Source organism: Neorhizobium sp. S3-V5DH (assembly GCF_004343065.1).
Taxonomy (GTDB): Bacteria; Pseudomonadota; Alphaproteobacteria; order Rhizobiales; family Rhizobiaceae; genus Neorhizobium; species Neorhizobium huautlense.
On record NZ_SMCL01000009.1, the window covers coordinates 48,049 to 63,381 of the forward strand.

General features: G+C 58.7%; 5 protein-coding genes. 3 read left to right on the forward strand and 2 right to left on the reverse strand.

Annotation, left to right across the window (positions count from 1 at the left end; genetic code table 11):
- Window positions 1-3: 3 nt before the first annotated feature.
- Window positions 4-654 (reverse strand): 4'-phosphopantetheinyl transferase superfamily protein, encoded by a 651-nt coding sequence (locus EDE09_RS14675; RefSeq protein WP_112800647.1) that lies wholly within the window; start codon window positions 652-654, stop codon window positions 4-6.
- Window positions 655-656: 2 nt separating this feature from the next.
- On the reverse strand, window positions 657-5,267 hold the full coding sequence (locus EDE09_RS14680; RefSeq protein WP_132411266.1) for a MupA/Atu3671 family FMN-dependent luciferase-like monooxygenase: 4,611 nt from the start codon (window positions 5,265-5,267) through the stop codon (window positions 657-659).
- Window positions 5,268-5,575: 308 nt separating this feature from the next.
- On the opposite strand from EDE09_RS14680, the gene EDE09_RS14685 reads away from it, so the two are divergent.
- The 3 genes from EDE09_RS14685 to EDE09_RS14695 all read left to right on the forward strand — a co-directional run bounded on the left by EDE09_RS14685 (window position 5,576) and on the right by EDE09_RS14695 (window position 15,315).
- Window positions 5,576-12,121 carry a type I polyketide synthase gene (locus EDE09_RS14685; protein ID WP_132411268.1) on the forward strand — a complete coding sequence of 2,182 codons (6,546 nt, stop codon included), beginning with the start codon at window positions 5,576-5,578 and terminating at the stop codon, window positions 12,119-12,121.
- 174 nt (window positions 12,122-12,295) lie between these two features.
- Window positions 12,296-13,633 (forward strand): oligosaccharide flippase family protein, encoded by a 1,338-nt coding sequence (locus EDE09_RS14690; RefSeq protein WP_245422939.1) that lies wholly within the window; start codon window positions 12,296-12,298, stop codon window positions 13,631-13,633.
- Between the two features lie 476 nt (window positions 13,634-14,109).
- Window positions 14,110-15,315, forward strand: coding sequence for a glycosyltransferase family 4 protein (locus EDE09_RS14695; RefSeq protein WP_165924184.1), 1,206 nt, complete (start codon window positions 14,110-14,112; stop codon window positions 15,313-15,315).
- Window positions 15,316-15,333: the final 18 nt, after the last annotated feature.

Consider the following 15,333-nt stretch of genomic DNA (forward strand, 5'->3'; position numbering starts at 1 on the left):
CGGCTAACGGACAATCATGCCGGTGACGACGTGGCCCTCATGGAATCTGATGCTTCCGCGCAGGCGATCGGCGAGCCGGAAAGGCGGAACCTCGTGGTCGAAATATGCCGCAAATGCCTCCTCTGCGAGGCTTAGTTCGATGTGCACCGCCTCAAACCCGAACATCCTTCTTGTAAGCTGATACTGACATTTATAGGTGCATTCTTTTGCACTGAAAATTGCTTTCAGCAGCTTGCCGCGTTTGCTCGAGGGTTGCTGATCCAGCCAATCGCGCTCGCGTGATGTACAAATCTCCTCTGCAAAAAAATCATCAAGCGGCGTTTCCTCTTCCACGTCCAGACCGACGGCCTTGATGCCATCCGAATGCCGCGCGACGGCGGCGGCGCACCGGGTCGACGAGTGGCTGATGCTTCCGGTAATGCCGAGCGGCCAGATCGGCGCGCGATCGGGCCCGATGGGTATCGCCATTTCGGGCAATCCCAATTGTCTCATGGCCTCTCGGGCGCAGGAACGGCCGGCGGTAAATTCCCGCAGCCGGCGTTTGAACGCGCCGACCATTGCCACCCGCTCTTCCGGATAAAGCGTTGCGGTGTCTTCGCTGAGAGTCGATTCCGCTACCGAGACAGAAGCATCAAATATGCCTTTGAGCAGCATCGCTAGACTTTCGTGTCCGCGCCGAGCACGGTAAGGCGCCGGTCGATCATGTTTCTGCGCAGTGCGGCTCGTTCGGCCACCTTGCTCAATTGCGATTGAGCTTTCCCCTTGCCGGAGATGTGCTCGGCCAGGAGGGCGACCGTCGGGAAACGGAAGAGGTCGGTAATCGTCAGGTCCGGCGCGAGCCTGGCCTTCATCTCCCGATGCACCTGTACCGCGAGAAGCGAATGCCCGCCCAGAGCAAAGAAGTTATCGAATATGCCGACCTTCTCCAGGCCGAGGGCCCGGCCGAACACTTCGCTGATCTCGCGCTGCAGGTTGTTGGACGGCTCGATGAACGTGACGACGGGCGAGGAAACCTTTTCCACGGGGGGAGGTAGCCTGTTGCGATCTACTTTGGCGTTTGGCGTCAGCGGAAACGCCTCCATCGTGACGACATGCGAGGGAACCATCACATCGGGCAGCGCTTCCGCAACATGAGCCCGCAAACTCTGTCCGCAGACTTCTTCTCCGTCGGTTCTGATGTAAGCGACAAGGCGAACATCGCCTGGAGTGTCCTTGCGGGCCACGACGACGGTTTCCCGGATGCCGGGGAATGTCGCAATCCGGGCTTCGATCTCGCCGAGTTCGATGCGGTGACCGCGAATCTTGACCTGGTGATCCGTTCGACCGAGGAAGTGGAGGGTCCCATCTCGGTCGAAACGGGCAAGATCGCCCGTCCGGTATATCCGGCCTTCCGCAAAGGGGTTTGCTAGGAAGCGCTCGTTGGTCAGCTGCTCGCGGTTTAAGTATCCCCTCGCGACGCCGTCGCCGCCGATATAAAGCTCGCCGATATCACCCGGCGGAACCGGCCTCAGCGCGCCATCGAGGACGTAGAGTTGGGTGTTAGCAATCGCACGGCCGATGGGAACGATGCCTGTTGAGGGCCCGGCGGTAAATGTCGAGGACCATATAGTAGTCTCTGTCGGGCCGTACATGTTTTCAATGGTTGCATCCGTGACCGTTCTCAGGGCCGCGAGAAGCGACCCCTGCAACGCTTCGCCGCCCAAGAAGACGTGGCTGATGTCACTCAGCGCTGCCCGGTCTTCATCGACCATCATGAACATACGCGCCATCGACGGTGTGCACTGCAGATGCGTAACTCTGTGCTTGCGGATCGCCTCGGCGAAGCTCTCGACGGGGTCATCGCCTGCAGGTTTCTTGCTGGCTTTCACAACTTCCGACAGTAACGGAAGCCGTCCCAGAACGGTCTCATCAGGCAGGCCGAAATCGATGAGGCAGGCGATCTCGTCGACGCCAATTGCGCCGACCTCCGCCAATCGTTCCAGTGCGTCCTCGACGGTTCCGAAGAGGCCGCTGTCTTCAAAATAACGAAGGAAAGCAAATTCCAGGATGGCGTCCATCTCATCCGGGGCGAGCGACTGCAGATCAATGTCCATCGGCTGGGCGACGCCCTGCGGTTTCTTGAAGGCCGGGAATGCCCATGCGTATTGCTTGATCAGAGCGGCAGCACTGCGCAGATAGTCTTTCATCGGGCCGCGGGCCAACTCCCGTACCTCTTCCCGCTCGTTTCCGAGAAGCGTGTGAAGCATCAGCGTCACCTTGTAGTGGCTCGGATCGCGTCCGACCTCAACAAGCGTCTCCCTGTATATCCGGATCTTCTCGGCCAGTTCCTCGACCGACTGCCCGAGCAGGTGCGTCAAAACATTGGCGCCGAGCCTCGCAGCCTCCCGATAGGTCTCCGGGTTGCCGGCCGTCGTCAGCCAGACGGGGAGTTCCTTTTGAACGGGCCGGGGCTGGGTAACGACGCCCGCCATGCCGCCGCCGAAGTCAAAATCCACCTTGTCGCCCCGCCACAATTTGCGGACGGTTTCGATGTCGCGCATCAGGCTTGCCTTGTTCTTCGGAGGGGCATTTTCCGGCCGCAGCACGAAATCTTCCGGCATCCAGCCCGAGGCGAAGGCAAGAGCGACCCGGCCATTGCTGAGATTGTCGATGATGGCCCATTCCTCGGCCACACGCACGGGGTGATGAAGCGGCAAGACGCAGCTGCCGGCGCGGATCGAAAGATTTTTGGTGACAGCGGCGACGGCCGCGCCGGTCACGGCAGGGTTCGGATAAGGGCCGCCGAATGCGTGGAAATGCCGTTCCGGCGTCCAAATGGAATCGAAGCCGTTGGCATCGGCAAATTTTGCTCCCTCGAGGAGCAGCCGGTATTTCTCAGGGCCGGCTCCGCCATCGTTCCCCCAATAGAACAAGCCAAAATCGAGATTGGCGGTTCTTCCCGAAACGGTTGCGCCTCGCGCCTTGGCCTCGATCACCTCGGACGAATGGATCACCACCTTGAAGCCGCGAGCAAGAGTCCAGAAAAGCTCCAGCACGGAGATGTCGAAGGAAAGGCTGGTGACAGCGAGCCAGACATTCTGCCTGTCCGTCTCACGCGGAACCCGTTCGTCCATACCTATGAAGAAATTGACGACGTTTCGATGTTCGATCATCACGCCTTTCGGCAGGCCGGTCGAACCTGAGGTATAGATGACATAGGCGAGATTGTTTGAAGCAACTCCACTCGTCGGACGTTCCGCAGATGCCTTGCTTCTGAGAATGTCGTCGACGCAGAGAAAGCTGGCCTCGGCGAGAATTGGCGACTTTGCCAGGCTCCGTTCCGTCAGGACGAGCTTCGCACCGCTATCCTTGATCATGAATGCCAGCCGGTCAGCTGGAAAATGCGGATCGAGAGGAATATAGGCACCCCCGGCCTTCATGATGGCCAGAGCGCCGACAACGAGGTCCACGGATCGCGGCAGATAAAGACCGACGCTGATATCCGGCCCAACGCCCTGCGCAATGAGTGCCTGCGCAATCCGGTTCGCGCGCTCGTCCATTTCACGATAGGTCAGCGTGCGGCCGCGAAACGCAATAGCTTCCGCGCCAGGCGTGCGCTCGACCTGACGTTCGATGAGTTCGTGGACACAGGCTGTCGTTTCGTATTCCCGCTCCGTCTTGTTCCAGTCGTAGAGGATGATCTTCGCGTCTTCATCCGACATCAAAGGCAGATCCTGCAGTATTGCGCCGGTCTTGAAGGCGCCGGCCAAAACGTGCAGGGCCTTTGCCAGATCCTCCACTTGCCGGTCGTCGATGCGCGTCCGATCGTAGTGGAGGTCGGTGCCGTTCTCGCGCAGGCAAAAAGTCAGGGCACACCCCGATATCGCTCCGCCCTGGCTTGGATCGGTTGTGTTCATGATACCAATCGTTAGATCCGCGGTGACAATGCCTGGATAACGATCGGGGAGGTCACGGCAGTAACCCTTGCGTTTACCGATCTCGGTCAGTTTTCGATCGAGCTCTCCCGTCAAGTCATCGGTTGTCCGGTGGTCCGCAGTATCGATATGCAACGGCACCGACTGGGCGAAATAGCCGGGATGGCGTTTTGAGAGATCTGCGAGACCATCATCCTGATAAGCGACATTGAAAGCCGGCTGTCCGGAAAAACGCGCCAGGAAGGCCAGAAGGAGTGCCACTCGTTCATTCCTCGCAAGCCCAATCGGAAGAGAGAGGGACTTCAAGCGAATATCGGGCGCCTGCTCCGATGCCTTGACCTGGGGCAGGGAGAGGTCGATTGAGGTTTCAAGCGCCCGGAGAAAGAAGCCTTCATGCCGCGAGAGATCCGCCACTGTCTGCGAGAGCGCAATCGTTTCTGGTTCTCCGGGAACAAGTAACCGATCGCCGGGGCGTAATACTGAGGAAAGCGCAATTCTGTCTGCGGCGGTTTTCCGGAATCCTTCCAGCAGGACGGGTACGTCGCCGGTTCCCACCGTGACACCGTGCGCGCCGACCGACATGACAAGCCCGGGCTCACCGTTCATCTCTCCTTCGAGCACGCGGAAATGGGCGACGGTGAAGACCTCGTCCCCGAGACGAACCTTAGGCGTGGCGAGCGGATTCAGATATCCGCTTCCGAAGTCCAAACCCCGCACGAGGCGGGAAAGAGCCTTTGCGGACGAAGAAAAATCAAGGGTTGCGGCCCCAGCCGGGCGCTTGAGGCGTTCATAATAGACGCGGGTGCCGAAATCCTGCCGGCGCGGTGTCAAACCGCCGCGCTCGATTTCATCGAGCATCGTGGAAAAAGTTGCGATGCCGGCTTCGAAACACTTGGTATTCAGTGTCAGCGCGGTGTCGTCGCCGGATATATCGAAGCCCTGCTGGGCATAGATATCGCCCTCGTCGATCCCTTCATTGATCGCATGCCAGGTGACGCCGTGATGGTCGTGACCTTCCAAAATCGCCCAGGCGGGCGTGTTGAGCCCTGCCATCTGGGGCAGCAGGCCATCATGGAAGTTCGCGGCACCGCAGCGGGCGTGTTGCCAAACCGGACGGGGAACAATGGTCAGATTGGCAATGCTGAAAAGCCAGTCGTACGAGATATCGGCGAGGCTGGAAGCGTAGTCGCTTTGGAGGCTGACAGCGGGAACCTCCTCAACTTCGGCCCATCGTCTGACCGGTCCGCTTGATGTGACGATTGCCTGAACCCTGTGCCCGCGCGCCTTAAGGATCTCGGCGCATTGGACGAGCAACGACCCGTCACCGATCAGAACACATGTTAACTCGCCCATGAAGCTCATCCCCGCTCTGTTGTGTCGAAGGAACTCCGATAGAACCGGGGGGCGGTACAAATTTCAACATGCGCCGGGCCAGCCATCCGGATGATCGCGACTAAGCTTGAATTGCAGGGGGCATCGGCACCTCCGTCTTTTGAATGATGCCGGCTCCCAAAGACGTAATTGCGATTGCGTCAGCGCTGGCAGCACACTGAACATGGCGAGTGGACGCTCGCGGACATTTTTGAAGGGAAGTGGAACATAGCCCATGGGTCATTGCATGACATCCTCGGGCCGCGTTCATCCGGGGTGGGGCGTTATCGATGCTTGAAGGGGCCAACCAGATCTCAGCTGGCGATATAGCAATTGTCGGCATGGCTTTGAGAGTACCGGGCGCCCGAAATGTAGATGAGTTCTGGAAGAACCTGCGAGGTGGAGTGGAATCCATCCGCACGTATTCACCGGAAGAACTGGTGGCCGCCGGAGAAGATCCCGGGCGCATCCATCATCCCAACTACGTGCCCCGCGGCGCTGAGCTTCCCGACATGGAAATGTTCGATGCAGAATTCTTCGGTCTGAACCCGAAGGAAGCCGCTATCATGGACCCTCAGCATCGCCAGTTTCTGGAATGCGCCTGGGAGGCCATGGAGGATGCCGGCCGGACCCCCACCCCGCATGCCCACTCCGGTCCGGTCGGCATTTTTGCCGGTTGTGGCATGGGTAGCTATTTTTTCTTCAACGTCTGCAGCAATCGCAATCTTGTCGATCAGGTGGGCATGTTCCTGCTGCGCCATACCGGCAACGACAAGGATTTTCTCGCTACGAGGGCATCCTTCACCTTTGATTTACGCGGTCCGAGTGTGAATGTGCAGACAGCTTGTTCGACCTCGCTCGTCGCCACGCACTACGCCTGCCAGAGCCTCATCTCCGGTGAATGCGACATGGCACTCGCCGGTGGCGTGACAATCGAGTTTCCGCATCGACACGGGTACCTGTTCCAAGAGGGAGAAATTCTCTCGCCGGATGGACACTGCCGCGCGTTCGATCACCGAGCAGCCGGAACCGTATTCGGGAGTGGCGTCGGGGTCGTGGTTCTGCGTCGACTTTCCGATGCCTTGCGCGATGGAGATGTCATCCACGCCGTCATCAAAGGAACCGCGGTCAACAATGACGGAAACAGCAAGGCCGGCTACCTGGCGCCCAGCGTCAGCGGGCAGGCTGAGGCTGTGCTTGAAGCCCATGGGTTGGCCGGCGTTGCGGCGGAGACGATCCAATATGTGGAGTGTCACGGTACGGGTACCTTCCTGGGAGACCCGATCGAGATCGAGGCTTTGACCGCGGCTTTCCGCCAGAGCACCGACAAAACAGGTTTCTGCCATGTCGGGTCGGTCAAATCGAATATTGGCCATCTGGACACTGCCGCCGGCGTCGTTGGCCTCATCAAGGCAGTTCTGGCGATCAAGCATGGTGAAATCCCGCCGACGCTTGGCTTCGAGCGCCCAAACCCATCCATCGACTTTGAGAGAAGCCCCTTCCGGGTCAACAGCAAGCTGCTGAAATGGCCTCAGATATCGGGGCCGCGCCGCGCCGCTGTGAACTCTCTCGGCGTGGGCGGCACAAATGCCCACGCCATATTGGAGCAGGCTCCGTGCCGCTACGTGCCCGCAAGCGAGACGGTGGGTTCCCAGGCGGACGACGCGGATCCGCTGCTCCTGTTTCTTTCCGCCCGTCAGCGCAAGACGCTTGATGCAATGACTGAGCGGCTTGCTTCTACAATATCGAGCCAGCCGGATATTTCGCTGGACGACATCAGTTACACCCTGCGCCATGGCCGCAGGCACTTCGATCATCGCATGGTGCTTGCTGTCCGCAATCGGCAGGATGCCATAACGGCGCTTTCAAATGCGGCGAGCCGAGGTTTTGTTCATCAGCATGTACCGGCCCAATCCGGCACCGTGTTCCTTTTCCCTGGTGGCGGCGTCCAATATGTCGGCATGGCGAAACGGCTCTATTCGGAAGATCCGAAATTTCGCTCGACGGTCGATGAAGGCCTTTCCTACCTGCCAGCCGATGTGGCGGCCCGGATCCGGAAAACTTGGCTGGTGGAGGGGAGCCCCGCCGCAGCGGAAGCCTTCCTTCGCCCCTCGCTCCAGCTCCCGGCGATCCTGATTGCGGAGATCGGCCTGGCTCGGTTGTGGATGGAGTGGGGCGTCAAGCCAAAGGCTCTGATCGGCCATTCCATGGGCGAGAACGCTGCGGCATGCGTGGCGGGCGTGATGTCGTTCCAGGATGCGGTGCACCTCGTGCATCTGCGCGGCCAGCTGTTCGAGACAATTCGTCCGAGCGGTATGCTCAGCGTGCCGATCGATCGGGAAAGGCTCGCAGAACTCCGGCCGCCGTCGCTTGACGTGGCCTCGATCAATGCTCCGTCGCTCTGCGTCGTTTCCGGCCTCAATGAGGATCTCGAAGCGTTTCGGGAAACTTTGGCGAAACAGGGTATCGATGCGACACGCGTTCCCATCAACATCGCCGCGCATTCCCGTCTGGTCGACCCCATTCTCAAGCCGTTCGAGACCTTTCTTCGTAGTATTGCTCTTCGCGCTCCGACAATCCCGATCCTATCGAATCGTACGGGCTTGCCGCTCAGCGCCGAAGAGGCGACCGACCCGATGTATTGGGTCGGTCACCTTCGTTCGACCGTTCATTTTGCTGACGGATTGGCGACGCTTTCGGCCGATCCCGGATTGGTCTATATCGAGGTGGGCCCCGGGCGCGTCCTGTCGTCGCTGACAAAGGCGCAAGGCTCCGTCCCGGCGAACCAGGTCATCAACAGCCTCCCGCATCCGGACGAGAATACGGACGACAGACTTTATTTTCTCTCAGCCGTCGGCAGGGTCTGGGCCGTGGGGATTGAAGTCGACATAGACCGCATTTGGGAGGGACGTTCTCCCCGACGTGTCCGGCTGCCGACCTATCCGTTCCAGCATCGGCGGTTCTTCATTGACCGCGCGGCCGTCAGCAATAGTCAACAGGCTGCCGAGTCTATTCTCTCCAAGGAGCCGGATATCGAACGGTGGGGGTATCGTCCCGCCTGGAAGCGGACACTGGCAGACTATGAGCCCGGTAACGAGAAGGATTGCCAATCATGGCTTTTCTTCCTCGACGAGGGAGGTTTTGGCCTTCGGCTGGTCGAGCGGCTTCGCTCGGAAGGCCACCGTGTCGTGACCGTATCTTTGGGCGACGCCTTCGTTCGTCACGGTTCAGCAGCGTACATGCTTTGCCCCGAATTCGGGCGATCAGGATATGACGCATTGATCGCCGGGCTTGCAGCTGACAAGAACCTTCCGACCCGTATCGTCCATATGTGGCTTCTTACGCAGCAGGAGACCTTCCGGTCCGGTTCGAACTTCTTTCATCGTAATCAGGAATGCGGTTTCGACAGCCTGCTGCACCTCGCTCAAGCCCTGGGTGACGCGGGCGGGACCGCGGATGTTCACTTCACGCTCGTGACCAACGGAATGCATCAGGTGGGCGACGAGCCGTTGCCTTATCCGGAGAAAGCCACGATCCTCGGCCCGGGCCTCGTCATGCCCAAGGAGATGGCCGGGGTTACCGTCAAGGTGATCGACGTCGATCTGCCGCGAGATGGGGGGGAAGGCAAGACCGGCTTCTTCTCCCGCCGGAAAGGCAAAGGCTCCGGACAGGGGATGTTGGGCGAGACCTCGCTCGTTGAGCAGCTTTGGGAAGACCTTCATGCCAAGCCCGGGTCCGAGCTGGTCGCCTACCGCAACGGGCGTCGCTGGACCCAAATCCATCAACGGATGCCATTAAGAGAGATAGCGTCGGAGGGGACAACGCTCCGCCGGCATGGTGTCTATTTCGTCTCCGGCGGCTTGAGTGAGATCGCCCTTGCGCTCGCCGGAAAGCTTGCGAGCCAGTTCCAGGCGCGGCTCGTCCTAGTGGGCCGGATAGCTTTGCCGCCGCGTGAAGAGTGGGATTTCTACGAACGCACCCATGGCCATGACAATATCCGAAGGGCGGTTTCGGCGATCCGAGCAATGGAGGAAAAGGGTGCAGAGGTGCTCTATCTCCAAGGTGACGTCGGAAACCCCGAGCAGATGGCGCATGCCGTCGAGGCGTCGCTTGCTCGTTTTGGTGAAATCAACGGCGTGTTTCATGCAGCCGGCGTGGTGGATGATGGCCTTATCCAGACGAAAACACGGGATCAAGTCGAGAGAGTACTGACGCCAAAAGTGCTCGGCACCACAGTACTCGATGCGGCCTTCGAAAATGTGAAACTCGACTTCTTCCTGATGTTCTCGTCCACCAGCACCGACGTCGTGCGAGCCGGCCAAGTCGACTATGTTGCCGCAAACGCCTATCTCAATGCATTTGCGCAAAGCCGGTCACGCCGAACCGATCGGGCCACCATCGCCCTTCATTGGGGGGTCTGGAACGAGGTCGGGCTTGCGGCCCGCGCCTTGGGTCTGGCAGTCGATCAAGACCGTGTGCGGCCTGTTGCCGGGCCGGCGTCCGGCCCATTTTTTCAACACTGGACGGAGGACGAGACCGGAACGCCGTGGCTCGAGGCAACGATCAGCCCACAGACCGAATGGATGCTGAACGAACACCGGCTGGTTTCAGGTCAAGCCGTGATGCCCGGTACGGGCTATCTCGAACTGATTGCGCAGGCGGCGCGGGAGTACGGATTGCCGTTGCAGGCCGATATGGAAGATCTCGTCTTTCTGAAGCCGCTAGTCTTCGCCGACGGAGACACCAAGACCCTGCGGGTTCGGCTTGAATCGGTCGGGGAGCGTTTTCGTGTCGCCATTGTCGCCGGGCCGGCAGAAGGCGGCGAAACGGCTCTTTTCGTCAAGCATGCCGAAGCAACGCTCACGCCCCGAGAAGTGCAAGAATCTCGCGTTGTCGATGTTCCGGCGTTGGCTCTTTCATTTGGGGAAAGGCGCGTGGCGGTTGGCGACGAGACGTTGCGGGCCGTGCAGGAGAACCACATCCGGTTTGGTCCCCGTTGGGCAGTTCTTCACTCGGTGGCGATCCACAAGCGCGAAGCCCTTGCCGAATTGCGTTTGGATTCCTGCTTCGCGGAAGATCTAACGAAAGGCATGGTCCTGCATCCGGCGCTCCTGGATATCGCAACCGGTTTCGCGTTGGAACTCGCGGCGGGCTATGCCGCCGCAGCTGGCCTCTGGGCACCTGCCGCCTATGGACGAATAGTGCTCCACAAGCGGCTTCCGACTGAAATCATCAGCCATGTCCGCCTCTCCGACAGCAGCGATCTCGGCGAGGGATATGCCGCCTTCGATGTGATGATCATGGATCGGCTGGGCAATCTTGTCTTCGAAGCTGAGCGATTCGTCATGCGTCGGCTGGAAAGCGATGTTGCGCTTGGAATATCTCATCCAGAGGTGCCAACGGCTTCTCATAAAAAACATGCAACGCCGTCCCCGGCTCTGTTGAAGCTCGGCACACAGGTCAGAAACGGCATCCTCCCCGAAGAGGGCTTCACAGCACTTCTGCGTGCGCTGGGGACGTCAGAACCGCAGCCGATCATCAGTTCGATCGATCTTGAATTGTTGCGGAACTGGGTTGCTGCAACCGCCGAGCCGGCAGCGCCGACCGGCGACAATTTCGAAAGACCTGACCTCGACAGTGAATTTGTAGCGCCGCGCAATCCGATCGAGGAGACACTGGCCGGATATTGGCGCGAACTTCTCGGCATTGCCAGGATCGGCATTCACGACGGCTTCTTCGATGTGGGAGGGCACTCGCTGATCGCAGTTCGACTCTTCCGCATGATCAAGAAGGAATACGGGTTGGACCTGCCGATCTCGATGTTGTTCGAAGCGCCTACCATTGCCCAATGTGCCGAACGCATTGCTGCCGAGCGACCGCAAGGAAACGAGACAGTCCGGCCAGAAACGAAGGCAGCAGAAGTTTCGAGGAGTAAACCACTTCACCTGGTCTTGATGAATCCTGGCCGCAATGCCGAAGCGGCTCCCTTGTTCATCTGCGCGGGCATGTTCGGCAACATCTTGAACCTGCGCCATCTGGCGATGTGCATGGGCGCGGACAGGCCTGTCTACGGACTCCAGGCACGCGGGCTCTACGGGGACAACGAGCCGCATCTCACTTTCGAGGAAATGGCCGCCGACTACATCGCCGAGATTAAAACGGTACAGCCGCATGGGCCGTATCTGCTCGCCGGATATTCGGGCGGCGGCATAGCCGCCTATGAGATTGCCCGTCAGCTGGTGGAGGCGGGCGAACAGGTTGCGCATGTGGTCATGCTGGATACGCCCCAGCCGAGGGAGCCGGAACTGGCCTTCCTAGACCGGGTGGTGATGAAAATGCAGGATATCCGCCGCCACAAGAGGAATTATCTCGGAAAATATCTCCGCGACCGCCGGCGCTCCCGGGCTGAAAACCTTGCCAGGCAAGAGGCCGAACGGCAGGTCGGCACAACGGAGCATTTCAACAACGAGAAGATCGAGATGGCGTTCCGACGAGCTGCCTTCCAGTATCAGGTAAAGCCGTATGCGGGTTCTGTCACGCTCTTCCGTCCCAAGCCGGCCGTCTTCTATCGCCTCAGCGGAGGACGTTGTCTCAGGGAGAACCGCGCCATTCTGCTGCCGGACAACGGCTGGAGCGAGCATGTCGGCGCCTTGAGGGTTTCGGAGGTGCCGGGCGATCACGACAGCATGGTCCTGGATCCCTATGTCCGCGTCCTCGCGGAGCGGATGCGTGCGGTCGTGGCCGACGCTGCGGCAAACTCTGGGATAAGAACGGATGCCTCACACGCCCGCGATGGAGAACGGGTCGAACCGCAACAGGTCATCGAACTTGCATAGTGCTCCTATTTTGCATCCGCAGGTGCAAGGAGCGAGGAGATTCCTTTGGCCGAAGCAGTGACTTCCCGTGACTGGCAACCGGAGCCTTCCGGACCCGGAGACGATCAGGGATCCGGAATTCAGCCGGTTCCGACGGTATCGGATCCGGGGTCTCGCGGCTTTCGCAATCTCATCATGCGTGCCGCGGGATGGACGGTGATTGGGTATGTCCTTCCGCAATTTCTCAGGATTGCAAGCAGCCTGATCCTCACCCGTCTGCTGGTCCCGGAAATGTTCGGAATAATGGGCGTCGCCATCATGGTGCAGGTCTCGATAGCCATGCTGTCGGATCTGGGGCTGAGGCCGGCTGCGATCCAGAGTAGGATGGGGGACGAGCAATCCTATCTCGATACGGCTTGGGTGCTCCAGTTCCTGCATGGGTGCCTGATCTGGTTTGCCTGCATCCTGGTCGCCATCATCGTGGGATATGGAGCCCGATACGAATGGTTTCCTGAAGGATCGGTCTATACTGCGCCCGAACTTCCGACAGTCATCATCGCCGCATCATTCGGCACCATCATCATGGGCCTGCAATCCACAAAGATCATCACGGCCTACCGGAATCTCAATCTCGGACGCCTGACCGTCATCGAGATTGTGGCTCAAATCATAAGCCTGGCTACCGCCGTCTTGCTGGCATTCTACACCGGCTCAATCTGGTCTTTTGTGATCTCTGCCCTGGTCTCATCCTTGGTTACGACCATCCTAAGTCATGTCTGGCTGCCTGGAGTTTCGAACCGTTTCCGTGTGCAGCGGGAAGCTTTGAGCGATCTGCTCCGCTTCGGCCGCTGGATCCTGCTATCGTCGATATTAACGGTCATAGCTGCCAATGGTGACCGCATTCTGCTAGCAGGTTGGACCAGTCCCACGATGCTGGGGCTCTATATCCTCGCCCTCAATCTTATTGCGATGCTCGAGGGGGCCGGAGGGCGCCTTTTTTCCAGCGTGGCTATGCCTGCCTTGAGCAAAATTGCCAGGGAGCGGCCGGAAGATTTGCCTGCCGTCTTCCTGAAAATGCGCCTGCCTTTCGATCTCGTTTTTATAGGCAGTGCTGGCGCGGTCTATTCGGGCGGACGAATGCTCATCGAGTTCCTGTATGACGATCGTTATGTCGATGCCGCTCTGATTATCGAAATCCTCTCTTTCAGTCTAATTGCTGGGCGGTTTCTTATGTTGTCGGCAGTCTACCAAGCCGTCAACGAACCCCGAAACCAAAGCGTCCTCAATCTTGTCCGTGCGATCTCGATTTTCGTGTGCCTGCCTGTCGCTTATTATGGATTTGGATTCGAAGGAGCTCTGTGGGCAATCGCTCTTCACAGCCTGCCGATCCTGCCCTTCGTCTTTTACTTCAACAGACGCAATCGGCTTAACAATCCTCTTTATGAGATCAGCGTGCTGTTTGTTTGGCCCGTCGGATATCTTGCCGGACATTTGGCGGTGACGGCGGTCGAGATGATCGGGATCAGCTTTTAGTGAGTGCGGAGAGGGATAGTAAAATTCTACCGCCAAAGACGTAGTGTACTTCTCATTCCTGTATATTGCTGGCGGATAAAGGGAAAATATTATTCTCGTAACAATAGCGCCGCCGAACAAGCTTATCTATCCGCATTCGAACAAGCTCGTCTTTCAAATCGAGGCTCCTTGCATGAAGCATATGTCCTCCCGGCTATTCGTGCCTGAGAAGCGAAAGCGTTCCAGTGCCCAATCGTGCTCACCGATAGGACTGTCATGAGATGACCGCGGAAGGGGGGCATGTGGAAAGGGTTTGGGCAAGCGGATCGCGGGAGCCGGACATAGGTGGCCCTACCCGCGATGACTGTGACGGCGGCTTTCCTGATAACATTTCGAGATCATCCGCCAGGATGCTTCGGCCTCTGTTGATTGCAGAGGCAGCCAACCCGGAATGGACGAGCGTGCCCTTGGTCGGCTGGAACCTCGCAAGGTCGATCATGGAAAGGACCAACGGCCTTATAGTGACTCAGATCAGAAATCGTGAGGCTTTCCTCCGGGCCGGTCTCGTTGAAGGCCGCGATTTCCTGACCATCGACAACGAAGGGGTTGCTCGTCTTCTCCATTGGCTCAGTAAATATCTGAGAGGAGGGGAGAACAAAGGTTGGACGGTCGTCACGGCGCTTTCTTCCTTCTCCTACTACAGCTTTGAGCGAGAGGTCTGGCGGTTGCTCGGCAGCCGACTGAAAGCGGGCGAGTTCGATCTCGTACATAGGATTACGCCGCTTAGCCCGACCAGCCAAAGCCCAATTGCTATCCGACTGAGCAAACACAAAATACCCTTCATTTTAGGGCCTCTCAATGGAGGCTTGCCCTGGCCGAAGGGTTTTACAGAGGTGCGCAGCCGTGAACGCGAATGGTTGTCGCTATTCAGGAGGTTCTATCGGCTAATGCCTTTCTATCGGGCGACCAGGATGCACGCCGCAGCGCTTGTTGCCGGATCCCGTCACACGTTCAGTGAGCTTCCGGAAAGCTGCAAGAAACGAGCCTTTCTGATTCCTGAAAACGCGGTCAATCCGGAACTGTTTCCGTTCCGGTTGCGTCAGCTTTCTGGCGACAGGCTGACTGTCGCCTTTGTTGGCCGGCTGGTTCCGTATAAGGGGGCCGACATCCTGATCGAGGCAGTCGCCGCCTATCCCGGCGGCCTGAAGATCGATGTGCTGATAATCGGTGATGGTCCTCAAAGGAGCGAATTGGAGGACGCCGTTCGGCGGAAGGGGCTTGGCGACAGGGTTCGTTTTGCAGGCTGGGTTCATCACAAGGATTTGGCTGCGGTGCTGTCGGAATCTCACGTTCTGGCACTGCCAAGTGTCCGCGAATTCGGAGGCGGCGTCGTCCTGGAAGCAATGTCGATGGGGCTCGTTCCGATCGTTGCCAACTACGGCGGGCCGCCGGAGTTGCTTGATGAACAGTCTGGAATATCGATAGATTTCAGCGACCGACAGACGTTGACCACCGGCTTCCTGGCTGCATTCCAGAGGATAGAAGCCAGCCCAGAGCTCGTCGCTCTTTTGAGCAACGGCGCGGCGCTGCGTGTACGACAACGATACACTTGGGATGTAAAGGCGAATGAAATGTTGCAGATCTACAAATGGGTTGTGGAGAGTGCTCCCAAGCCAACTCTGGATGTAGATGACCCTACGTAAAGCGAAACCAATACTTTA

Bases quoted from the DNA above. Each gene is read 5' to 3' on its own strand.
- EDE09_RS14680 (WP_132411266.1), bottom strand. From the start codon at position 5,267: ATGGGCGAGTTAACATGTGTTCTGATCGGTGACGGGTCGTTGCTCGTC.
- EDE09_RS14675 (WP_112800647.1), bottom strand. From the start codon at position 654: ATGCTGCTCAAAGGCATATTTGATGCTTCTGTCTCGGTAGCGGAATCG.
- EDE09_RS14690 (WP_245422939.1), top strand. From the start codon at position 12,296: ATGCGTGCCGCGGGATGGACGGTGATTGGGTATGTCCTTCCGCAATTT.
- EDE09_RS14685 (WP_132411268.1), top strand. From the start codon at position 5,576: ATGCTTGAAGGGGCCAACCAGATCTCAGCTGGCGATATAGCAATTGTC.
- EDE09_RS14695 (WP_165924184.1), top strand. From the start codon at position 14,110: ATGGAAAGGACCAACGGCCTTATAGTGACTCAGATCAGAAATCGTGAG.